Source organism: Yersinia intermedia (assembly GCF_900635455.1).
Taxonomy (GTDB): Bacteria; Pseudomonadota; Gammaproteobacteria; order Enterobacterales; family Enterobacteriaceae; genus Yersinia; species Yersinia intermedia.
The window spans coordinates 3112644-3134357 of sequence record NZ_LR134116.1 but is presented as its reverse complement, the minus strand read 5'-3'; the positions used below and the strand labels follow the sequence as shown (position 1 = coordinate 3134357).

Below are 21714 nucleotides of genomic sequence, written 5' to 3'. Positions count from 1 at the left end.
CCGGCATTGATCATGTACGGGGGTTTTTTAATGGTGTTAATCAGGGATGATTACTTCGCTTTGCCTTGGTTGGCAACCGCAGCGGCTTTAGCCGCGATTTCATCAGCGTTACCCAGATAGTAGCGTTTGATTGGTTTGAAGTTTTCATCAAACTCATATACCAAAGGTACGGCTGTTGGGATGTTCAGCTCAAGAATTTCATCTTCGCTCAGGTCATCCAGATATTTTACCAATGCTCGCAGAGAGTTACCGTGGGCGGCGATAATGACACGCTCACCACTGACAATGCGTGGTTTGATCACTTCATTCCAGTAAGGAATGACACGCTCAATGGTCAGCGCCAGGCTTTCTGTGGTTGGCAGTTCTGCATCGGTAAGTTTTGCGTAACGTGGGTCATTGCCGGGGAAGCGCTCATCGCTTTTTTCCAGCGCAGGTGGGGTGATAGCAAAACCACGACGCCACAATTTAACTTGCTCGTCGCCATACTTGGCCGCAGTTTCTGATTTATCCAGACCTTGCAGTGCGCCGTAATGACGCTCATTCAGTTTCCAGGTTTTTTCTGTTGGCAGCCAGGCTTGATCCAGTTCATCCAGCACACTCCACAAGGTGTGGATAGCGCGTTTCAGTACCGAGGTATAAGCGAAATCAAACGCGAAGCCTTCGTCTTTTAACAGCTTGCCCGCCGCTTTTGCTTCTCCACGGCCTTTCTCTGATAAATCAACATCATACCAACCGGTGAAACGGTTTTCATTGTTCCACTGACTTTCGCCGTGTCGTACCAGAACCAGCTTAGTTACTGCCATAGCGTTAACTCCTTTAATGTGAAACTCAATCTCTACACCCGTAGGACTTGAAGACGTCGTCTGACTATGCCAATTATCGTTGGGTATAGATTAATGTTCAATGATAACTATTATCATTATATTGCGGGATTGCCGCCAACAGCAATGGTTTGTGTTTAACCATAGCCAATTTTTTAGCGGAAGTTAAGCTCATTGGGGTTCCCGCGCTTACCGCCTTCGTGCCACTCGAATTATTTAGGGTATATAACCAATTAATAGATGGGGTATTAAATACCCCATCGGTTGCGGGGATTAGGCGGCTTTCTTCAGGCAGGTGCTCATAAAGGTTTTACGCTCATCACCTTTTAACGCTTTGGTCGCCGCGTCGGCATTGCAGCTTTTCATTTTCTGCTGTTGCGGCGTCAGGGCTTTTTCATCGGGATGAATCTGTGCTTTCAGGCACTGGCTCATAAACGTCTTCCGCTCATCACCTTTCAGTGACTGGGTCGTCGCTTGCTGATTACAGTCAGTCATCTTTTTCTGTTGTGCGGCCTGAGCGGGTGACGGTGTTTTCGCCGTATCTGCTGCCATTACATTTACACTAAGTAGTAATCCAGCACAAAGTAACCATAGGGTAGTTAGGCGCATAAACGTTCCTTAAATAATGTTGAGGGTCGGGAAGGGCGGAGAACAGGTCAGTATCACCGCAGATAGATGCTGTTAAGCGTAGTCGGCAGTGTTGAATATGGGTAGTTGTCCCCGTCATCTTTCAAATTGCGTTCAAATCGATTTCCGACCGATTTGTCACCCGAATCACTGACCGGTGTCAGCTCATCGGGATTTCGCCTTTCTGCATCTTGAAATCTGTCGGGTATATCGTTTTATAGCGCGATAAAGTGATAAACCGTGGTGGCGCGGTAGGTTTTGCCCGGTTTTAACCAGCAATCAGGTTGCGGCCATTCGGGGTGGTTAGGGCTATCAGGTAAGAATTCACTTTCCAGTGCTACACCGGTGTAGCTGGCATAAGTGCCCCCTTTGCGCGCCGGTGTTCCACCAAGGAAGTTGCCGCTATACAACTGCAACGCCGGTGCGGTGGTATAAACACTCATTTGTACACGGTTATCAGATGACCACAAATGAGCCGCCGGGCTTTCCGTCGCACCGCAAGTCCGATGGAGTAGATAAGCATGATCATAGCCTTTAACCCGCTGTTGGCAGCGGTCTTGCAGGAAGTCGCGTGCCAGCGTTTTCGGTTGACGGAAATCCATGCCGGTTTTCTCAACATTAGCCAGCTCGCCGCTTGGGATCCCCTCACTGTCGACCGGTAAATAACGATCCGCAAATAACTGCAATCGATGTGCCCGCACGTCCAGCCCTTCACCATCAAGATTAAAGTAAGCATGATTAGTCAGGTTCACTGGGCAGGTTTTATCAACCTGAGCCTGATAGTGAATTTCCAATCGGTTATCTTCCGTCAACAGATATTGCACTTCGGCGGTCAGGTTTCCGGGGAAACCTTGATCACCATTAGGTGAGTGCAGTTGATAAGTGACCTGCCGTTCATCCTGCTTAATCTTTTGCCAGCGGCGAGCATGGAAACCTTCCGGGCCACCATGCAGTTGGTTAGGGCCTTGATTAGGTAACAGATTGAGGGTTTTACCCTCCACCGTGATTTGCGCATTAGCAATGCGGTTAGCATAGCGGCCAACGGTAGCACCAAGGTAAGCGGCTTGGTGCAGGTAGTCTGCGGGAGTCTGGCACCCCAGCAGTAACTCACGTTTTTCGCCATCGTTGAGCGGTAGCACCGCTGACAACCAAGTTGCGCCCCAGTCCATCAGCGTCACACTCATACCGGTTTTATTATGCAATTCGGTCAATTCAAAGGGTTGACCATCTGGTGCTAACTGGTCAACACTGCTTGGTGATGCAGCGTCGTTTTTCAGCATAAACCCGCTCCTTGTGAAGCCTGACATACGTAGAAGGTTTCGATCCTACCGCCGCTGTGAGCTGGATATTCCTGAGCTACGGCTGCACGAACTTGCTCGACCAGCGACGTTGGCATCAGTGCGACAATACAGCCACCGAACCCCCCGCCAGTCATACGAACACCACCTTGCTCCCCAATAACGGATTTCACAATATCCACCAAGCTATCGATCGGCGGAACTGTGATCTCGAAGTCATCACGCATAGAAATATGAGACTCCTGCATCAATTGCCCCATCAATTTCAAATCACCGGAGGCCAGGGCATCTGCGGCTGCTAGCGTGCGTTCGTTTTCGGTAATCACATGGCGGGCGCGTTTAGCGACGACAGGATCCAGTTCATCTTGAATAGAGAAGAACAGCGTTGGATCCACATCACGCAAGGCTTTAACACCAAAGAAACGGGCGGCAGTTTCACATTGCTGGCGGCGGGTGTTGTATTCGCTATCAACCAGGCCCCGTTTCACATTGGAATTAATAATGACGACCGCAACGTTTGCTGGCATTGCCACGGCACGGGTTTCAAGGGTACGGCAATCGATCAGTAGCGCATGATCTTGTTTACCCAGCGCTGAAATGAGCTGATCCATAATGCCGCAGTTACAGCCAACAAACTGGTTCTCTGCCTCTTGCCCATTTAGCGCCAGATCGACACCGCTAAGGGGCAATTGATAAAGAGACTGTAGTGCTTGCCCGACGGCGACCTCAAGTGAGGCTGAAGAGCTGAGGCCCGCACCTTGTGGCACATTGCCACTTATCACCAGATCTGCACCACCAAAATCGGCATGGCGCAGTTGCAAGTGTTTCACGACGCCGCGCACGTAATCCGCCCAGCGGTATTCGGCATGTGGGACGATTGGCGCATCCAGAGAGAATATATCCTGCTGATTTTCATAATCAGCAGCAATAACACGAATCTGGCGGTCATCACGTTTGCCACAACTGATAACCGTTTCATAATCAATGGCGCAGGGCAGCACGAAACCGTCGTTGTAATCGGTGTGTTCACCAATAAGATTAACGCGACCCGGTGCTTTGATAGTGATGTCAGGTTCTTGATTAAACTGTTGGCGGAAAATAGCCTGGGTATGCTGTTTTAAACTCATTATTTGACTCCGGCTTCTCGATAATGAACATCACTTACTGCCCGCAGGTGTTCAGCCGCCTGTTCTGCTGTAAGGTCGCGCTGGGTTTCAGCCAACATCTCATAACCCACCATAAATTTACGTACCGACGCCGAGCGCAGCAACGGCGGATAAAAATGAGCATGCAATTGCCAGTGGGTGTTGTCGCCTGCGTTATACGGTGCGCCATGCCACCCCATCGAATAGGGAAAAGAGCACGAGAACAAGTTGTCGTAGCGGCTGGTCAGCTTCTTCAGGGCAATGGCGAGGCAACTGCGCTGTTCCACGGAGAGGTCTTCTAATCGCAGTACATGGGCTTTTGGCAGTAATAATATTTCAAACGGCCATGCTGCCCAATAGGGCACTACCGCCAGCCAGTGCTCGGTTTCAACCACCGTCCTGCTGCCGTCACGACGCTCACGTTCAGCATAATCGACCAGCATGACGGACTGATTTTGCTGAAAATAGTGCTGTTGCAGGCTGTCTTCCCGTGCAGCTTCATTCGGCAAAAAGCTATTGGCCCAGATTTGTCCATGGGGATGCGGATTAGAGCACCCCATCGCCGCGCCTTTATTTTCAAATACCTGTACCCAAGGGTAGGTTTGACCCAACTCAGCACTCTGTTGTTGCCAGGTCTGGATAACCTCTTCCAATGCGGGCAAAGAGAGTTGTGGCAGCGTCTTACTGTGGTCTGGTGAGAAGCAAATAACCCTGCTGGTGCCGCGCGCACTTTGGCTCCGCATCAAAGGATCATCACTGTGCGGCGCATCAGGTGTATCAGGCATCAGCGCGGCAAAATCATTGGTAAACACATAGGTTGACGGATAGTCAGGATTGACATCGCCGGTCACCCGGGTATTACCAGGGCACAAGAAGCAATCAGGATCGTGCGCGGGCAAATTCTCCGTCGCAGGGGCTTCTTGCTGGCCTTGCCATGGGCGTTTAGCCCGATGAGGCGAGACCAACACCCACTGATCACTTAATGGGTTGTATCTACGATGTGGATGATCCACAGGGTTAAAATCAGTCATAACAGCACCTTAATCGGGATAGCCCTGAGGATTATTGGATTGCCAATGCCAGGTATCTGCCGCCATTTCATCAAGTGAGCGGCGCACCCGCCAACCCAGTTGCTCGGCAGCTTTAGTTGGATCTGCCCAGTAAGCCGGTAAGTCACCTTCGCGGCGCGGGGCAAAATGGTAGGCCAGCGGCTTGCCACACGCCTTGCTGAATGCCTCGACCACTTGCAAAACACTGCTACCCACGCCAGCACCGAGATTAAAAATATGCACGCCGGGCTGATTGTGTAGCTTTTTCATCGCTGCTACATGACCATCCGCTAAATCGACTACGTGAATATAATCACGTACTCCGGTGCCATCCGGTGTCGGATAGTCATTACCGAATATGGCCAGCGACTCACGACGACCCACGGCAACTTGTGCAATAAATGGCATCAGGTTATTCGGGATGCCCTGTGGGTCTTCACCCATGGAGCCTGACGGATGTGCACCAACGGGATTGAAATAGCGCAGAATGGTCATATTCCATTGTGGATCAGCCAGTTGCACATCTTGCAAAATTTGCTCAACCATTAACTTGCTGCGGCCATACGGGCTGGATGGCATGCCGGTCGGGAAGCTCTCCACATACGGAATTTGTGGCTGATCGCCATAGACCGTGGCAGAAGAACTGAAGATAAAGTTTTTGACCTGTGCAGCACGCATGGCTTCCAGCAATACTAAGGTGCCGAAGACATTATTATTATAATATTCCAGTGGCTTACTGACCGACTCACCCACGGCTTTCAAACCAGCAAAGTGAATGACCGCATGGATAGAATGCTCAGCAAATATTTGATCGAGTAAGGCGCGGTCACGGATGTCACCCTTATAAAGCTTAGGTGTATAGCCGGTAAGGCCATGTATCCGGGCTAATACGCTGGATTTGCTGTTGCAAAGGTTATCGAGGATGACCGGTTTGTAGCCAGCTTCAATTAATTGCACACAGGTATGGCTACCGATGTAACCGCTACCACCTGTTACCAGAACGTACATATAAGACTCCTCGAATGACTTTGGTCTAAGAAAGATAGCATGCCATTATGTGAGAAAAGGTGATCTGCGCTCAATAATGGAATCGTTTACATTTAATTTTTCCTCAGTTTAATCCCTGTAAAAGTATAAAGACAGGGGAATGAACGAGGATAGGCAAAACAAGCGATAAATTATGGTCACTGCATAGATAACTGAAGTGGTAGCGTTCTCATCCATTAATTCAGCAGGAATGTCCTGCCTCATGTATACCGACCCGCTTTCAGTGAAGAAAGGCAGCCCCAGGCCGGCAGATAACACCGTAAATAAAGATTAGTATGGTAAATAAAGTGGATAGGTGAAGAACAATAAGTGCATCAAATTGAGCGCGAAGTGAAAGCCTACCGCCACCCATAAACGGCCACTCCACAACCATGCCAGGCCGTAAATCACCCCCGCCAATGCCGCGAACACCATCAATAGCGGGCCACCTGCAATATGCGCTGCGCCAAATAACAGCGCGGTGAGTAGCAGAGCAGGATAGTTACCCAACCACTGGCTTAACCGCTGTTGTAAATAGCCACGAAATAGCGCTTCTTCTGCCAAACAAACAAAAAATACATTAGCGACAACAAAGGAACCCATCCATGCCGGGGTGTGCATTTCAATTTTCAGGCCACCTAAGGCAACAGCCAGCAGCAGCAATGCGGGGATACTGACAATTAGGCCGAGCCAGGCTAAGCGACTCACTGATGGGTGCTTTTTAGTGACAAATAAGGTTGGTAGACAAGCCAGTAAAATGAAGGGTATCAATGCTTTATCGAGATTATAATACATACTGAAGGGGGCGCTGAGTGGCCCTGTTTTCACGTTCTTCAATACGTTTAGGTTATTAAAACCGGGTACCAGATGCAGAAACAGTGCGATTGCTGCCATTACCAGCAGCAATTCCAGCGCGGTAGCCGGCCATTTTCGTCGCCGATATTTCTGCAACAGCAGTGTGACCATCAGGGTTAAGAGCAAGAATGCGGCTGATGGCAGAGTCAAAACACCGTGATACAGGGCAATTGACAGTGACGACAGCAAGAGAAACAGGGAAAGCACCCAGTTAATTGATAAGAAAAGTAACGAAGCAGCAAGTATGCCCCACATAAATATCCCTTTATTGTTATGCCCGTTATCTTTCAAATTACAGGTGTGTTGGCCGCTTGAATCACTCGGCTTATTATGGCTACGGCCTTTTTGCGGCGCAGCCTGCGGACTGGCATGCAGTTCAAATCGGCTTATGAGTGGTTTGTTTCTTGCGGCTAGCCTGCACCTTGAAATCTATCGGGTATAAATCCTGATGGTGATTGAATATGTTAATTTTATCACCAGCGTTGATCGGCGCTGGTGGTAAGAATGATAGCATAAGCCCCCGCCAATAAACGCCGCTTGCGTTGAGAATATCTCTCATTATCCTCAACGAAAAGTCAGAAACACCTTAGTCTGCTAGCTTTTCTTGTTTGTAGTGATAGATATCGCCATCAGGAACAAAGGTCAGACGGTGGGTAATGCATTGTGGTGCATCTTCAGCATGGTGAGAAACGAACAACAGTTGCGTGTCACCCTCACTGATCATCACATCAATAAAACGCCTAACTAACAGGCGGTTAAGTGGGTCTAACCCCTGCAATGGTTCATCAAGAATCAACAGTGCAGGGTGCTTAACCAGCGCTCGGGCGATCAATGCCAATCGTTGTTGTCCCCAGGAGAGACTGTGAAAGGGCTGGCTGGCCGTCGTGGCGGAAAAACCGAGTAAATCTAACCATTGATCGGCTAGTTGTTGTTGGCGATCAGACACCGCCTGATAAATACCGATTGAATCGAAAAAACCGGAGAGAATCACAGTGCGCAGATTGGTGCTGACGCGGTAATCCAGATGCAAACTACTGCTGACATAACCAATATGGCGTTTGATATCCCAGATGGTTTCACCACTACCACGGCGGCGGCCAAACAGTGTCAAATCATTACTGTATCCTTGCGGATGGTCGCCAGTAATCAGGCTGAGTAAGGTTGACTTCCCGGCACCGTTCTGGCCGATAATCTGCCAGTGTTCAGCGGGATTAACCTGCCAACTCAGGTTATGAAGAATAGGGCGGTCATTGTATTCAACCACGCCATTACGCAAGATAATTAGTGGCTTATCTGGTGCTAAAGTAGTCTGCTGCTGCGGGTGTTCTGTCTCTGGCAACAACATACCATCAAGGTTTTCACTGTGCGCCAGTTGGGCAATCAATGCCTCGGAAAGAATCTGTTGGCGGGGGCCAGTATGGGTTAATTGGCAATCCGCCAGTACGCCGACGTATTGCACAAAATCAGGGATATCATCAAAACGATTTAGCACCAGCACCAGCGTGACCCCCTGTGCTGAAAGGGTCGATAGCATGCCAGCCAACTGCGCACGGGCAGCGACGTCCAGACCATCAAAGGGTTCATCCAGAATCAACAGATCCGGTTGTGGCATCAGCGCTTGGCACAGCAGTGTTTTGCGGGTCTCACCGGTAGAAAGATATTTAAAGCGACGTGAGAGTAACTGGCTGATACCAAATTGCTCTGCCAACTGCTGGCAACGTTGCGGATCAACGTACTCTTCTTGAATGATCTCTGCGGTAGTGCGCCCGGTATCGTCTTCATCTGCGCTGAGTAAATCAGTGTTATTGCGCTGCCACTCTTCGCTGACTAACTGCTGAAGTTGCTCGAACGACAAACGCACACTGTGGCGAAAATGGCTCTGACGGCTACCACTCAACAGAATTAATTCCCCTGCTAATGCCTTTGCCAATGCGGATTTCCCACTGCCATTGGCACCGACAAAGGCCCAGCTATCACCCGATTGAACATGCAATTCAGGCAGAATGAGTGTCCGGGTGTCACTCAGGCGAAAACAACCTTGCGATATTTGCAACTCAGACATCATTCTTTCCATATTTCGCAACACAATAAGAGTGTTAGGGATAAGCGGAAAGGGGCAAAATGTCAACAGCAAATACCCTGATAGCCCTTAATAACTAAGCGGAATTATTTAGCAAAGTGTCGCGATAATGACCCGATCTGCATTGAATTGGGCAATGACATGGCTGCCAACATGTAAATTCAATTTATGTAATTCGCTGTTGTTTTGTGTCGAACACAAGCTGGCTCCTCCGGTCAAGGTCACGATAACTTCACTATGATCGTTGCCGGGTTCAATACTGGCTACAGTGCCGGGCAGAGAGTTATCAGCAGCCCCCGCCAGTGCCTGATCAGTAACCAGTTTTACCCAAGGGGCTTTGATCAGCGCCAGTACTTCTTTGCCAGCCGAAAGTTGTAAGCGATCAGCACTCTGTTGGGTCAATGCCGCAGATAGACGTGTTTTACCATCTGACAACAGAATATTGACATGCTGCTGAACCTGTTGATGGTCCCGCTCAATCAGCGTGCCGAAAAATTGATTACGGGCGCTGGTTTGCAAAGAAAAACGCGAGATGGCAGCCAGCAAACTATCGAGCGGTAGCGAGTCATCCTTCAGCGTGTCAAATGCCTTTTGCTGAATCTTGGCGAGCAAATCATAAAGTTGAATTAAACGCTCGCCGTAACGGGTCAGGTGTGCGCCACCGCCACCTTTACCGCCAGTTGCTCGCTCAACCAAGACTTCTTCGGCTAAGGTATTCATTTCGTTGATCGCATCCCAGGCACTTTTATAGCTAATTCCGGCCAGTTTTGCGCCCTGACTGATGGAACCGGTATGCCGTATTTGTTTCAGTAATGCAATGCGCCGGGGATCGGCAAACAGCCGCTGCTGAAGTTTTAGGGTCAGAAGAATTTCAGCCTGCATGATTTTTTTACTCCGGCGGGAAAGGATTATTGCTATCTAAGTGCTTGTATACACCTGAATCGCACGTTTGGCAGGTTACATTCTTTTGCTGTTAGTTAAAATAACAGGGTTCATTCATTGCTGATATAATTTACAGTAAATGATAGATGCTAGTTATTGTGGTAACGTAAGTTATCGCTCAATAAGCAGTAATGAGAGGCTGATATGTTGGATTTATTGAAAAGTCTGGCCTTTGCCGTGGTCATGGTACCGGTGGTGATGGCAGTGATTTTGGGTCTGATCTATGGACTGGGAGAGGTGTTCAACGTCATCTCTAAGACCGGCCACACTAAAGAACGTTCTTAATCTGATTTCAGAATGCCCGGCGTACTAACGCTGGGCATTTTCGTTTTTATCCCTCTATTCCCCGCCACTTATTGCCTTAGCTCAAGATACCTCGCATCTTGCCGATAAACTGCATGACCTGCTTATAATGTTACGTTATATTCCTTCGTATATAACGATTTCATTAATGCGGAGAACAACATGAAGAATCAATACGGTAAAGCCAAGATTTGGATAGCGAGTGCGGCACTGCTGGCAGCATTTTCCGGCACCACGTTAGCGGCGGGCAACATTACAGTGTTTGCTGCGGCTTCACTGACCAATGCATTACAAGATATTGCCGCACAGTATAAAAAAGAGAAGCAGGTTGATGTCGTGGCGTCGTATGCTTCATCTTCAACGTTGGCCCGCCAGATTGAGCAGGGTGCACCGGCTGATATGTTTATTTCTGCCGATCAGCAATGGATGGATTATGCTATTGATAAACAGCAAATTGTTGTCAATACTCGCTACACCTTATTAGGTAATGAACTGGTATTAATTGCTCCACAAGACAGTAAAATAGATAAAGTCGAAATCGATAAAAAAACCGACTGGAAGACGTTATTGGATGGTGGCCGTTTGGCCGTGGGCGATCCTGATCATGTTCCTGCTGGGATTTATGCCAAAGAGTCACTGGAGAATTTAGGTGCCTGGTCAACTTTAGCTCCTGAAATGGCGCGGGCCAATAACGTGCGCAGTGCAATGGCACTGGTCGAACGGGCAGAAGCGCCGCTGGGTATTGTCTATGGTTCAGATGCGATAGCCAGTAACAAAGTTAAGGTTGTGGGGATATTCCCGGAAGCAAGTCATAAGCCGGTTGAATACCCGATGGCAATTGTTAAAGGCCATGAAAACCCGACCGTGAGTGCTTTTTATGATTACCTGAAAAGCCCAGCAGCGGCGGTTATTTTCAAAAAATATGGATTTACCCCACGCTAATGATATTGAGTGAGTATGAGTGGCAGGCAATTATTCTTAGTCTGAAGGTTTCAGCGGTTGCGGTGGCATGCAGTTTGCCGTTAGGCATTTTAATGGCGTGGATTTTAGTGCGCTGCCGTTTTCCCGGTAAATCGTTGTTAGACAGTATTATTCACTTACCACTGGTGCTGCCGCCAGTGGTGATTGGCTATTTATTATTGATAAGCATGGGGCGGCGCGGTTTTATTGGCGAGTGGCTCTATAGCTGGTTTGGCATTAATTTCAGTTTTAGTTGGCGTGGTGCGGCGTTAGCCTCGGCGGTGGTGGCTTTTCCGCTGATGGTGAGGGCTATCCGGCTGGCGTTGGAAGCGGTTGATACGCGTCTGGAACTGGCGGCCCGCACGCTAGGAGCCAATCCGTGGCGGGTGTTTTTCACCATTACATTACCCCTTTCTTTACCGGGGGTGATTGCGGGCACCGTGCTCTCTTTTGCCCGTTCGCTGGGGGAGTTTGGGGCGACCATCACTTTCGTCTCCAATATTCCCGGTGAAACCCGCACTATTCCACTGGCAATGTACACATTAATTGAAACCCCTGGGGCAGAAGCGGCTGCTGCGCGTTTGTGTGTCATCGCCATTATTCTGTCGTTGGTGGCGTTGTTGTTATCCGAATGGCTGGCCCGTTGGGGTAAAAAACGCATGGGGGCACCATGTTAGAGCTGGATTTCAGTCAACAACTGGGTGATTTGGATTTACGTGTTTCCACCAATCTACCCGCCCAAGGTATCACGGCTATTTTCGGGTTGTCAGGGGCCGGTAAAACCTCATTAATTAACGTCATCGGTGGCCTGACCCGCCCGCAGCAAGGCAAAGTAGTGCTAAATGGCCGGGTGCTGGTGGATGTGGAGCAGCAAATCTATCTGCCACCGGAAAAACGTAAAGTTGGTTACGTATTTCAGGATGCGCGCTTATTTCCCCATTATCGGGTGCGGGGCAACTTACAATACGGCATGGCCCCGTCAATGCGTGGGCAATTTGATGCGATTGTTGGTTTGCTGGGTATCGAGCCACTACTAAGTCGTTTCCCACTGACCCTCTCTGGTGGCGAGAAACAGCGTGTTGCTATTGGTCGCGCATTATTGACTGCCCCCGAACTGTTGTTGATGGATGAACCACTGGCCTCTCTGGATTTGCCCCGTAAACGTGAACTGCTGCCTTATCTGGAGCGGTTGGCGCAAGATGTTAACACCCCTATTTTGTATGTTAGTCACAGCATGGATGAGATCCTACGGCTGGCAGATCAAGTGGTGGTTATGGATGGCGGCAAAGTGCGCGCGGTCGGCGGGCTGGAGGAAGTGTGGGCCAGTAGCGCATTGCGCCCGTGGCTGCAACGGGAAGAACCGAGCAGCATACTGCGGGTCAGTGTCATTGGTCACCATGACCGCTATGCCATGACCGCGCTGGCGTTAGGCGATCAGCGCTTGTGGGTGGGTAAGCTCGATGCGCAAGAGGGTAGCTCAATGCGTATTCGGATTAATGCCGCCGATGTTTCGTTGGTATTACAGCCGCCGCAAAGCAGCAGTATCCGTAATATCTTGCCGGTAAAAATTGCCGAATGCCTTGAGGTAGATGGGCAGGTCGATGTCAAACTCGCGGTTGGTGATCAATGGCTGTGGGCACGGATCACGCCATGGGCGCGTGATGAGTTGGCGCTTAGACCCGGTCAGTGGGTGTATGCGCAGATAAAAAGTGTCTCATTTAACCGCAAGAATTGAGGGTGATAACCGCTGGGTTCACCCGGTGGTAAAACGCCCGTCAGTCGGGCGTTTTTTCACTATCAAGCCAGTACATGCTGGCGGATGACGGCAGCGATCCCAGGCTGTTCGTTATCGGCAATCACCAAGTCAGCCCGTTGTTTGATAGCGTCGGCGCTGTTCCCCATTGCTACCCCTAAACCAGCGGTTTCCAGCATGCTGAGGTCATTAAAGTTATCACCAAAAGCAACCACATCTTTCATGCTCAAGCCCTGAGATTCTACCCATTGCTGTAGCCGCTTACCTTTGCTGTTACCTGCCTGAGCGATATCAACTTGATCATGCCATGACCATTCGCAAGCCAACCCCATGTCATTCTCAATCTGGGTTGCGAGCGCTCTCAGTTGCTCAATATCCGAGTGTGACGTAGCGAATTTCCAGATAGAACTGGCAGTGTGAGCAGCATCAAGCAAGCTATCAACGTGGAGTAGCGTTGGGCGCTGAGCGGGTGGTAATGACTCAGCCCAACTGAGTGATCGGATCACGTGCCCGCTGGTTTGCTGATAGAGCATGGCATCGTCCACATACATTAGCCCGTGGATACCGGTTTGCTCCAGTAATTGCAATACCTGAACCGCTTGTTGAGGTTGTAAGGGGTTTGAGTCTAATACCTTTTTGGCATGGTAATCATAAATATAGGTACCGTTACAGCAAATTGCAGGTGTATCAAGTTCTAGTGCCTGATAAAACGGGTGAATAGCAACATGATGGCGGCCGGTCACCACTACCACTTTGATGCCTTCAGCACGGGCTTGCGCCAGTGCGGACAAGGATTCTGGCAGAATACGTTTTTTGTGATCCAGTAGCGTTCCGTCTAGATCCAGTGCAATTATGCGATAGGTCATGGCAGCAATAGTCTCGTTAATAAGGGCATTAATAGTATGTTTGCATAGTATTACCCGATGGTACACCGGATGGCGGGTTGATTAAACCAAGCCTGGGAGTGGGTAGCATAATCAGCTAAAAATAAGCAGGATAAGTTTTAAACAGCGCGACAGCAGACTGTTGTTATGTCCGCCGAGTCAGGTAAGCTAGGCTAAAATAGTGTGTTAATAATCGATATTTGGTTTATACCCGTCATACTTCAAGCTGCATGTGTGTTGGCTGCCTTCATGCAACTCGAATTATTTAGTGTATAGGTCGAATTTGGTGAGTCAGATAAATTCAGCTAAACAGCGTTGCCTAATAGGTTCGACTAAGGAGTAGAGATGAAGCAAGTGGTTTACGTGGCAAGCCCAGACAGTCAGCAGATCCATGTTTGGCAATTAGATTCCGCCGGTGCATTAACCTTATTGCAAACGGTGGAGGCACCGGGGCAAGTGCAGCCGATGACAATCAACCCGAACCAGCGTCAGTTGTATGTAGGGGTGCGCCCAGATTTTGCCATTGTCAGCTACAACATCAGCGACGATGGCACATTGACCGCCGCTGGCATGGCACCACTGCCAGGCAGCCCAACGCACATTGGCACTGATTTACACGGCCGCTTCCTGTTCTCTGCTTCTTATAGTTTTAACTGTGTCAGCATCAGCCCTATTGATGAGCAGGGTGTGGTACAGGCACCTATTCAGCAATTGGATGATTTACCCGCTCCACATTCGGCGAATATTGATCCGACCAATCAAATCTTACTGGTACCTTGCCTGAAAGAAGATAAGGTGCGGTTATTTGATTTGAGTCTTGAGGGCAAACTGACCCCACATGCCCAGGAGGCGATAACGGTTGCTGCCGGTGCTGGCCCACGTCATATGGCCTTCCATCCTAATAAGCACGTCGCCTATTGTGTTAACGAGCTAAATAGCTCGGTAGATGTGTATCAAATCAGCAAAAACGGCCAGGAATACCAGCTAATACAGACGCTGGATGCGATGCCAACAGATTTTACCGGTACTCGTTGGGCGGCTGATATCCATATTACGCCAAATGGCCGTCATCTCTATATCAGTGACCGTACTGCCAGTCTGCTGGGGATTTTCAGTGTTTCTGAGGATGGGCGTGAGATTGCGTTGGTCGGGCATCATCAGACTGAAGCACAGCCACGCGGTTTTAATATCGATAATAGCGGTAACTTCCTGATCTCTTCCGGCCAGAAATCGGATCACATTGCCGTGTATCGTATTGATCAAAACAGCGGTGAGCTAACCACCCTGAAGCGCTATCCGGTAGGGAAAGGGCCAATGTGGGTCACCATTTTGGCACCAAGAGCTTAACTATTATTACCAGGCGGGGAAATGTACCGAAGGGGCCGTAATGGCGTAAGCCGTCACAACGCCCATCGGTGCCATCGCCCCGCCAGTCTGCGGACAATATTGCCCAGCACTGCTTTAGCGGATATTCACTATCACAGCCTTCACCGCATCCGTTAACCGCGCCAGTGATTGCGGCGAGATAATATAAGGCGGCATCAGGTAAATCAGTTTACCAAACGGGCGGATCCACACGCCGTGCTCGACAAATTGCCGTTGCAGGCGCGCGACGTTAACCGGCTCGCTCATCTCCACTACTCCAATCGCCCCTAATACCCGCACATCTGCCACTGCTTTATGTTCTGCAAGTGGCATTAACGCGTGTTTCAATTGGTTTTCTATGGCGGCAACCTGCTGTTGCCAGTGATCCTCAGCCAACAGATTCAAGTTTGCTGAGGCGACAGCGCAAGCCAATGGATTTGCCATAAAGGTCGGGCCGTGCATAAAGCAACCCGCATCACCATTACTGATGGTTTCTGCCACCTTACGGGTAGTTAAGGTAGCCGATAAGGTCAGGTAGCCGCCGGTTAACGCCTTACCCAAACACAGAATGTCCGGCACGATTTGCGCATGTTCACAGGCGAAAAGTTTACCGGTACGGCCAAAACCGGTAGCAATTTCATCAGCAATCAACAGAATCTGGTGCTGATCGCACAATGCTCTGACCTCCCGCAAATAGGCGGGGTGATAGATACGCATTCCACCGGCACCTTGCACTATCGGTTCCAGAATAACTGCGGCTATCTCGCTGGAATGTGCAGCAATCATTGCAGCAAAATCAGTGATATCTTCTGGGTCCCACGCCTGGTCGAAGCGGCATTGTGGCGCGCGGGCAAACAGATTTTCAGCTAAATACCCCTGATACAAACTGTGCATTGAATTCTGGGGATCGCAGACTGACATCGCACCAAAAGTATCACCATGGTAGCCGTGGCGCAGGGTTAAAATCCGTTGCCGCCGTTCACCTTTGGCCTGCCAGTATTGCAATGCCATTTTCAACGCCACTTCAACGGCCACTGAACCTGAATCAGCGAGGAACACACACTCTAATGCCGGAGGGGTTAGCGCAACCAACTGTTGGCAGAGTTCCACGGCAGGCGGGTGGGTGATCCCCCCAAACATCACATGGGACATTTTATCCAACTGCTGATGTGCCGCTTGGTTCAGCACGGGATGATTATAGCCGTGAATGGCCGCCCACCATGATGACATGCCATCGATCAGACGCCGCCCATCAGCCAGTTGTAACTCAACGCCTTCAGCCGCGACCACCGGATAGCAGGGAAGCGGGTCAGTCATTGAGGTGTAGGGGTGCCAGATATGACGTTCATCAAAAGCCAGGTCAGAAGGTGTCATGAGGATTGTTGTAAACCAATTCATTGCAAGAATGGTTGACAGTATATCGAGTTTATTTACACTGGCGAAACTTTTTTCTCTTCCTTGGAGAAGCCGTAATGGCAAATTATATTCGCTGGACAGTCGGGCAAGCCCAGGCCTTGTTTGAAAAACCACTGCTGGATTTATTGTTTGAAGCGCAGCAGATTCATCGCCAGCATTTTGACCCGCGCCAGGTGCAAGTCAGTACTTTGCTGTCGATTAAGACCGGCGCTTGCCCGGAAGATTGCAAATATTGCCCGCAAAGTTCGCGCTACAAAACTGGCTTGGAAAGTGAGCGCTTAATGCAGGTTGAACAAGTGCTGGCGTCAGCGAAAAAGGCCAAAGCCGCTGGCTCAACCCGTTTCTGTATGGGCGCAGCATGGAAAAATCCCCATGAGCGTGACATGCCCTATCTGGAGAAAATGGTTGAAGGTGTCAAGGCCATGGGGATGGAAACCTGCATGACGCTTGGCTCGCTGGATAAGCAGCAAGCCCACCGGTTAGCAGAAGCTGGGCTGGATTATTACAACCACAATCTTGATACCTCGCCGGAATTCTATGGCAGCATCATTACCACCCGCAGTTATCAGGAACGGCTCGATACCCTCAGTGAAGTTCGTGACGCCGGCATCAAAGTCTGTTCGGGTGGCATTGTCGGATTGGGCGAAACTGTCCGCGACCGCGCAGGGCTACTGGTACAACTGGCTAATTTGCCCAAACCGCCTGAAAGTGTGCCGATCAATATGCTGGTAAAAGTGAAAGGCACACCGCTGGAAAATAACGACGACGTAGATGCTTTCGAGTTTATCCGTACCATTGCTATCGCACGTATCATGATGCCAACCTCCTATGTGCGCTTATCTGCCGGTCGCGAACAAATGAACGAGCAAACCCAGGCGATGTGCTTTATGGCGGGGGCAAACTCTATTTTCTACGGCTGTAAATTGCTTACCACGGCGAATCCTGAAGAAGATAAAGATCTGCAACTGTTCCGTAAATTGGGGCTGAATCCACAGCAAACCGCCACTGAGCAAGGGGATCGTGAGCAGCAGCAAGTATTAACTGAGCAACTGTTGCAGGGTGACTCATTGCCCGGCGAGAGCACACAATTTTATAACGCGGCAATCTGATGGACTGGCAAAGCAAGATAGAGCAGGGGCTGCAACAGCGGCGCGATACAGCAGCCTACCGCAGCCGTCAGGTTAATGAAGGTGCTAATGGGCGCTGGTTGCAATCAGGAGAGCGGCGTTATCTCAACTTCGCCAGTAATGATTATCTGGGGTTAAGTCAGGATCCTGATGTGATTGCGGCGTGGCAGCAGGGGGCGCAACGCTATGGTGTTGGCAGTGGTGGCTCTGGTCATGTTACCGGCTATAGCCGGCCTCATGCTCAACTGGAACACCAATTGGCGCACTGGCTGGGCTATCCGCGCGCATTGCTGTTTATCTCAGGCTACGCAGCAAATCAGGCGGTGTTGGCAGCGTTAACTGCTGCCGCCGACAGGATACTGGCTGATAAACTCAGCCACGCCTCTTTGCTGGAGGCGGCGGCACACTCTCCGGCCCAATTACGGCGTTTTGTGCATAATCAGCCCGATGCGCTACAAAACCTACTCGATAAACCCTGTGCAGGCCAAACATTGGTGGTCACCGAAGGCGTTTTTAGTATGGACGGTGATAGCGCTCCACTGGCTGCTTTGCAGCAAAAAACAGTGGCGGCAGGTGGCTGGTTACTGGTGGATGATGCGCACGGAATTGGTGTGTGTGGCGAAGGTGGCCGTGGTAGTTGCTGGCAGCAAGGGGTGAAACCCGAACTGTTAGTGGTCACTTTTGGCAAGGCATTCGGCTTGAGTGGGGCGGCAGTGTTGTGTCAGGAGCCGGTTGCCGAGTATCTGCTGCAATATGCCCGCCATCTGATTTATAGCACTGCAATGCCACCAGCACAGGCTTGTGCGCTGCAAGCAGCATTGTTACGTATTCAGCAAGGTGATGACTTGCGACAGCAGCTTCAGCAACGTATTGCGCAATTTCGGCGTGGCGCGGCAGATTTACCGTTGCAATTAGGGGTATCTGAAACCGCTATCCAGCCACTGCTGGTGGGTGACAATCAGCAAACGCTGGCACTGGCGGAGCAGCTCCGTACCGAGGGGTTATGGGTAACGGCGATTCGCCCCCCAACAGTTCCGCCGGGGAGCGCCAGATTGCGTATTACCCTGAGTGCTGCGCATCAATGTGATGATATCGACAGATTGCTGGAGGTGCTGTATGGCGTTTGTCGCTGATAATCCACGATTACCTTTGGTTGATAAACCGGCGATTGCGGCTGCATTTAGCCGGGCTGCTGGCAGTTACGACTCAGCGGCATGTTTACAGCGAGAAACGGGGAATACCTTATTGGCGCTGGGTAATCAGCATCCGGGGGCGTCAGTGCTGGATGCCGGGTGCGGTACTGGCTATTTCAGCCGCTGTTGGCGTGAACGAGACAGATTTGTTACTGCGCTAGATTTGGCCGCTGGAATGTTGGATCACGCCCGCCGGCAACAGGCTGCTGATAGCTATTTATTGGCTGATATTGAAAATATACCGCTGCCAGATCAAACAGTTGATATTTGTTTTAGTAATCTGGCGCTACAGTGGTGTGCTGATTTACCGCAGGCGTTAGCTGAGCTATATCGTGTCACTCGGGCTGGCGGCATCATCCTGTTTTCTACCTTGGCAAAAGGATCTCTTGATGAGTTGGGGCAGGCGTGGCAACAGGTAGATGGTAAACGCCATGTGAATGATTTTCTCCCCTTTCAACATATCAGTGACGCTTGTCAGGGGTATCGCCATCACCTGACTACCGAGTTATATCAGCAACAGTTTCCTGATGTGATAGCGCTTATGCGCTCTCTGCAAGGCATAGGCGCTACGCATTTACATCAGGGGCGTGATGCCGGGTTAAGTGGTCGTCAGCGGCTGGTGGCCCTGCAACGCGCTTATAGCACTCAATCTGGCACCTACCCGCTGAGTTACCACTTAGTTTATGGGGTTATCTATCGTGACTAAACGTTGGTTTATCACTGGCACGGATACTGATGTCGGTAAGACAGTTGCCAGTTGTGCCTTACTGCAAGCCGCAGCCCAACAGGGCTATCGCACCGCCGGTTATAAACCGGTGGCATCCGGCAGCCAGATGACGCCTGACGGATTGCGTAACAGCGATGCTTTGGCACTACAGGCAAACAGCAGTGAGGCACTCAGTTATTCACAGGTGAATCCATTCACGTTTCTGGAAGCGACCTCACCCCATATTGCCAGTGCCAGTGAAGGGCGTGAGATTGATTTGTCAGTTTTATCGCAAGGGCTACAACAGCTTGAGCACGCGGCAGAATGGGTATTGATCGAAGGGGCTGGCGGCTGGTTTACGCCACTGTCGCCACAGGCAACTTTTGCCGATTGGGTACAGCGAGAGCAATTCCCGGTGATTATGGTTGTTGGTATAAAACTGGGATGTATCAATCATGCTTTGTTGACCGCTTTGGCTATCCGGCAAGCTGGGCTGACACTGGCGGGCTGGGTTGCCAACGAGGTGATACCTGCGGGGGAGCGACAAGTTGAGTATATGGCAACATTGACACAGATGATCAGCGCCCCGCGATTAGGTGTCGTCCCCTATCTGACGGATCTTGACGTGAATCCTATCACCCGGCGGCGTGATCTTGGCGGCTATCTGGATTTGGGGCTTTTGGCTGACACAGAAATGAACTAAATCACCACGTGAATTTTTCACTACGATATGGCACTAAAGGGCTAATAGACATTATTAGCCCTGGTTTTTTTGCTGAGTATGGCCGGTGTTATCGGCTTTAGCTCGCGTGAGAGGGGAACAGTTCTGCGCCATATCAACTGGCCAAATGCTCAATAATCATGTCTTCATCCAATTGAGCCAATGTCCCTTGTGCCACATTTCTACCGCCTGCCATCAAACAAAATCGATCTGCAACATGTTGAATAAAAGCTAAACGATGTTCAACTAACAGCACTGTCAGACCCAGGCTACGGCTGAGTTGATGCAGGATATTGCCAATATCCTCACTCAACGGCGGTAAAACTCCACTCCCAGGTTCATCAAGGATCAGTAATTCTGGCTCTGCCACCAGTGCTCTGGCAATGGCTAACTGCTGTTGTTGATTGCGGGTTAGCTCCCCGCCGCGCTGGGTGCGTTTATCATACAGTTGCGGGAACAAATCAAAAATCCATCCCGGAATTTGGCGCGATTTATAGCGGCCTGCCAGCACGGCTATCAGCATATTCTCCTCCACACTCAGTTGAGAGAAAATCTGTTGCCCTTGTGGTACATAGCCGATACCCAGAGCAGTGCGCCCCTCAACGGGTTGTTGTAGCAAATTCTGTGGCGGTTCATGGTTCGGTTGCCAGGTCATGGTGCCACTCTTAATCGGCAGATGTCCCATGATGCAATTAATTAATGTTGTTTTCCCTACCCCATTGCGGCCAATCAGGCAGGTACATTGCCCACGAGGGATCTCCAGATTAATATCCCAAAGGATATGATTCTGACCATAGTATTGATTTACAGCGGTTAAACTCAGCATCAGTGCTTCTCCTCAGTCGATCTCAGTAGCTCACAGGTGACCCAGTGTTCTGTAACGGCTAGCGAAGGATTAACCAGCAAATCTGCATACTTGATAGCGGCAGTACAACATAAAACACCACACTTCTAACGGGTGGTTGTTGGCGTAAATTGAGGTGAAATGGGTTAATTGTGGTGTTAAATGGTATCAACAGGTTATTTTTGCCCCTAATCACCCTGAGATAGGATGGTTTTTGGTTCATGAATATGTTGCACCGCTTTAGACCATTTCCTCTTTCACTCCTCTGTTCTATAGATATAAAGCAACTCTTGGGCCAAGTTGCCATGCAGAGGACAACATTTGTATGTTAACAGTCTGTAAATCGTTTTAACGTACAGATCAGGGCTGAAATGACCCAGACCACAGCGATAAAGGCGTAGAGTGACGGATAGCATGCACTTAAGCGGTGCTCTGCTGGAGATAATGGTGCAGAAAAAAACAGTAAGGCCAGAAGTGATTAGATGTGAGGGTGAGCTAGTGAAAGTTATAGAATTAGCAAGCTACATAGTTAGCACTAATTGAAATATACGGTGAAATAAAAATGTAAAAAAAACACTAAAAAAGCCAGTTAGTCCCTA

General features: G+C 49.9%; 21 protein-coding genes. 9 read left to right on the top strand and 12 right to left on the bottom strand.

Translation table 11 applies throughout. The annotated features are described in order from the left end of the window. Positions 1 to 50: 50 nt before the first annotated feature. From gpmA to modE, 9 genes are all read right to left on the bottom strand, one after another. Positions 51 to 803 (bottom strand): 2,3-diphosphoglycerate-dependent phosphoglycerate mutase, encoded by a 753-nt coding sequence (gene gpmA / locus EL015_RS14330; protein ID WP_005189004.1) that lies wholly within the window; start codon positions 801 to 803, stop codon positions 51 to 53. Between the two features lie 291 nt (positions 804 to 1094). Beyond that, positions 1095 to 1430, bottom strand: a complete 336-nt coding sequence (locus EL015_RS14325; RefSeq protein WP_032907065.1) for a PsiF family protein — start codon at positions 1428 to 1430, stop codon at positions 1095 to 1097. Positions 1431 to 1663: 233 nt separating this feature from the next. Beyond that, positions 1664 to 2728 carry a galactose-1-epimerase gene (gene galM / locus EL015_RS14320; protein ID WP_032907066.1) on the bottom strand — a complete coding sequence of 355 codons (1065 nt, stop codon included), beginning with the start codon at positions 2726 to 2728 and terminating at the stop codon, positions 1664 to 1666. Beyond that, the gene (gene galK, locus EL015_RS14315; RefSeq protein ID WP_005189023.1) at positions 2722 to 3873 is read right to left on the bottom strand and encodes a galactokinase; all 1152 of its coding nucleotides are present in this window, start codon (positions 3871 to 3873) and stop codon (positions 2722 to 2724) included. The genes galM and galK overlap by 7 nt, the downstream gene beginning before the upstream one ends. Beyond that, positions 3873 to 4922 carry a galactose-1-phosphate uridylyltransferase gene (gene galT, locus EL015_RS14310; RefSeq protein ID WP_032907067.1) on the bottom strand — a complete coding sequence of 350 codons (1050 nt, stop codon included), beginning with the start codon at positions 4920 to 4922 and terminating at the stop codon, positions 3873 to 3875. Before galT ends, galK begins: the two co-directional genes overlap by 1 nt. A 9-nt stretch (positions 4923 to 4931) precedes the next feature. Further along, positions 4932 to 5948 carry a UDP-glucose 4-epimerase GalE gene (gene galE / locus EL015_RS14305; protein WP_005189027.1) on the bottom strand — a complete coding sequence of 339 codons (1017 nt, stop codon included), beginning with the start codon at positions 5946 to 5948 and terminating at the stop codon, positions 4932 to 4934. Between the two features lie 309 nt (positions 5949 to 6257). Further along, a complete protein-coding gene (locus EL015_RS14300) occupies positions 6258 to 7076 on the bottom strand; it encodes a CPBP family intramembrane glutamic endopeptidase (RefSeq protein WP_032907068.1) in 819 nt (272 codons plus the stop codon). Between the two features lie 331 nt (positions 7077 to 7407). Next, positions 7408 to 8883 (bottom strand): molybdate ABC transporter ATP-binding protein ModF, encoded by a 1476-nt coding sequence (gene modF / locus EL015_RS14295; RefSeq protein ID WP_032907070.1) that lies wholly within the window; start codon positions 8881 to 8883, stop codon positions 7408 to 7410. 108 nt (positions 8884 to 8991) lie between these two features. Then, entirely contained in the window at positions 8992 to 9783 is a 792-nt protein-coding gene (gene modE / locus EL015_RS14290) for a molybdenum-dependent transcriptional regulator (RefSeq protein ID WP_005189038.1), read from the bottom strand. Between the two features lie 204 nt (positions 9784 to 9987). Here modE and EL015_RS14285 point away from each other — a divergent pair, with 204 nt between their 5' ends. From EL015_RS14285 to modC, 4 genes are all read left to right on the top strand, one after another. Further along, positions 9988 to 10128: an AcrZ family multidrug efflux pump-associated protein gene (locus EL015_RS14285; protein ID WP_005189041.1), complete on the top strand. Its 141-nt coding sequence runs from the start codon at positions 9988 to 9990 to the stop codon at positions 10126 to 10128. A 180-nt stretch (positions 10129 to 10308) separates the two neighbouring features. Then, complete coding sequence (gene modA, locus EL015_RS14280; protein WP_005189043.1) at positions 10309 to 11088, top strand: molybdate ABC transporter substrate-binding protein; 780 nt, start codon at positions 10309 to 10311, stop codon at positions 11086 to 11088. Next, positions 11088 to 11783 carry a molybdate ABC transporter permease subunit gene (modB, locus tag EL015_RS14275; protein WP_032907071.1) on the top strand — a complete coding sequence of 232 codons (696 nt, stop codon included), beginning with the start codon at positions 11088 to 11090 and terminating at the stop codon, positions 11781 to 11783. The genes modA and modB overlap by 1 nt, the downstream gene beginning before the upstream one ends. Continuing rightward, positions 11777 to 12841, top strand: coding sequence for a molybdenum ABC transporter ATP-binding protein ModC (gene modC / locus EL015_RS14270; RefSeq protein ID WP_032907072.1), 1065 nt, complete (start codon positions 11777 to 11779; stop codon positions 12839 to 12841). The genes modB and modC overlap by 7 nt, the downstream gene beginning before the upstream one ends. Positions 12842 to 12903: 62 nt before the next feature. On the opposite strand, the gene EL015_RS14265 is transcribed toward modC, so the two are convergent. Beyond that, on the bottom strand, positions 12904 to 13725 hold the full coding sequence (locus EL015_RS14265; RefSeq protein WP_005189049.1) for a pyridoxal phosphatase: 822 nt from the start codon (positions 13723 to 13725) through the stop codon (positions 12904 to 12906). A 363-nt stretch (positions 13726 to 14088) separates the two neighbouring features. On the opposite strand from EL015_RS14265, the gene pgl reads away from it, so the two are divergent. Beyond that, positions 14089 to 15090, top strand: coding sequence for a 6-phosphogluconolactonase (gene pgl, locus EL015_RS14260; protein WP_005189511.1), 1002 nt, complete (start codon positions 14089 to 14091; stop codon positions 15088 to 15090). 114 nt (positions 15091 to 15204) lie between these two features. Here pgl and bioA read toward each other — a convergent pair whose 3' ends face one another. After that, positions 15205 to 16482, bottom strand: a complete 1278-nt coding sequence (bioA, locus tag EL015_RS14255) for an adenosylmethionine--8-amino-7-oxononanoate transaminase (protein WP_005189513.1) — start codon at positions 16480 to 16482, stop codon at positions 15205 to 15207. A 98-nt stretch (positions 16483 to 16580) separates the two neighbouring features. Between bioA and bioB the strand changes: the two genes are divergently transcribed. Genes bioB through bioD form a run of 4 tightly spaced genes read left to right on the top strand, consistent with a single transcriptional unit; the run spans position 16581 to position 20253 of the window. Then, the gene (gene bioB / locus EL015_RS14250) at positions 16581 to 17633 is read left to right on the top strand and encodes a biotin synthase BioB (RefSeq protein ID WP_032907182.1); all 1053 of its coding nucleotides are present in this window, start codon (positions 16581 to 16583) and stop codon (positions 17631 to 17633) included. Next, positions 17633 to 18784: an 8-amino-7-oxononanoate synthase gene (bioF, locus tag EL015_RS14245; protein ID WP_005189515.1), complete on the top strand. Its 1152-nt coding sequence runs from the start codon at positions 17633 to 17635 to the stop codon at positions 18782 to 18784. Before bioB ends, bioF begins: the two co-directional genes overlap by 1 nt. Then, the gene (gene bioC / locus EL015_RS14240; protein WP_032907183.1) at positions 18768 to 19550 is read left to right on the top strand and encodes a malonyl-ACP O-methyltransferase BioC; all 783 of its coding nucleotides are present in this window, start codon (positions 18768 to 18770) and stop codon (positions 19548 to 19550) included. Before bioF ends, bioC begins: the two co-directional genes overlap by 17 nt. Then, positions 19543 to 20253, top strand: coding sequence for a dethiobiotin synthase (gene bioD, locus EL015_RS14235; RefSeq protein ID WP_032907184.1), 711 nt, complete (start codon positions 19543 to 19545; stop codon positions 20251 to 20253). The genes bioC and bioD overlap by 8 nt, the downstream gene beginning before the upstream one ends. Positions 20254 to 20386: 133 nt before the next feature. Here the strand turns inward: bioD and EL015_RS14230 are convergent, their stop codons facing one another. Next, entirely contained in the window at positions 20387 to 21097 is a 711-nt protein-coding gene (locus EL015_RS14230; protein ID WP_005189521.1) for an ABC transporter ATP-binding protein, read from the bottom strand. Positions 21098 to 21714: the final 617 nt, after the last annotated feature.

Excerpts from the sequence above, each read along its gene's own strand:
- gpmA (WP_005189004.1), bottom strand. The coding sequence starts at position 803 with ATGGCAGTAACTAAGCTGGTTCTGGTACGACACGGCGAAAGTCAGTGG.
- EL015_RS14325 (WP_032907065.1), bottom strand. The coding sequence starts at position 1,430 with ATGCGCCTAACTACCCTATGGTTACTTTGTGCTGGATTACTACTTAGT.
- galM (WP_032907066.1), bottom strand. The coding sequence starts at position 2,728 with ATGCTGAAAAACGACGCTGCATCACCAAGCAGTGTTGACCAGTTAGCA.
- galK (WP_005189023.1), bottom strand. The coding sequence starts at position 3,873 with ATGAGTTTAAAACAGCATACCCAGGCTATTTTCCGCCAACAGTTTAAT.
- galT (WP_032907067.1), bottom strand. The coding sequence starts at position 4,922 with ATGACTGATTTTAACCCTGTGGATCATCCACATCGTAGATACAACCCA.
- galE (WP_005189027.1), bottom strand. The coding sequence starts at position 5,948 with ATGTACGTTCTGGTAACAGGTGGTAGCGGTTACATCGGTAGCCATACC.
- EL015_RS14300 (WP_032907068.1), bottom strand. The coding sequence starts at position 7,076 with ATGTGGGGCATACTTGCTGCTTCGTTACTTTTCTTATCAATTAACTGG.
- modF (WP_032907070.1), bottom strand. The coding sequence starts at position 8,883 with ATGTCTGAGTTGCAAATATCGCAAGGTTGTTTTCGCCTGAGTGACACC.
- modE (WP_005189038.1), bottom strand. The coding sequence starts at position 9,783 with ATGCAGGCTGAAATTCTTCTGACCCTAAAACTTCAGCAGCGGCTGTTT.
- EL015_RS14285 (WP_005189041.1), top strand. The coding sequence starts at position 9,988 with ATGTTGGATTTATTGAAAAGTCTGGCCTTTGCCGTGGTCATGGTACCG.
- modA (WP_005189043.1), top strand. The coding sequence starts at position 10,309 with ATGAAGAATCAATACGGTAAAGCCAAGATTTGGATAGCGAGTGCGGCA.
- modB (WP_032907071.1), top strand. The coding sequence starts at position 11,088 with ATGATATTGAGTGAGTATGAGTGGCAGGCAATTATTCTTAGTCTGAAG.
- modC (WP_032907072.1), top strand. The coding sequence starts at position 11,777 with ATGTTAGAGCTGGATTTCAGTCAACAACTGGGTGATTTGGATTTACGT.
- EL015_RS14265 (WP_005189049.1), bottom strand. The coding sequence starts at position 13,725 with ATGACCTATCGCATAATTGCACTGGATCTAGACGGAACGCTACTGGAT.
- pgl (WP_005189511.1), top strand. The coding sequence starts at position 14,089 with ATGAAGCAAGTGGTTTACGTGGCAAGCCCAGACAGTCAGCAGATCCAT.
- bioA (WP_005189513.1), bottom strand. The coding sequence starts at position 16,482 with ATGACACCTTCTGACCTGGCTTTTGATGAACGTCATATCTGGCACCCC.
- bioB (WP_032907182.1), top strand. The coding sequence starts at position 16,581 with ATGGCAAATTATATTCGCTGGACAGTCGGGCAAGCCCAGGCCTTGTTT.
- bioF (WP_005189515.1), top strand. The coding sequence starts at position 17,633 with ATGGACTGGCAAAGCAAGATAGAGCAGGGGCTGCAACAGCGGCGCGAT.
- bioC (WP_032907183.1), top strand. The coding sequence starts at position 18,768 with ATGGCGTTTGTCGCTGATAATCCACGATTACCTTTGGTTGATAAACCG.
- EL015_RS14230 (WP_005189521.1), bottom strand. The coding sequence starts at position 21,097 with ATGCTGAGTTTAACCGCTGTAAATCAATACTATGGTCAGAATCATATC.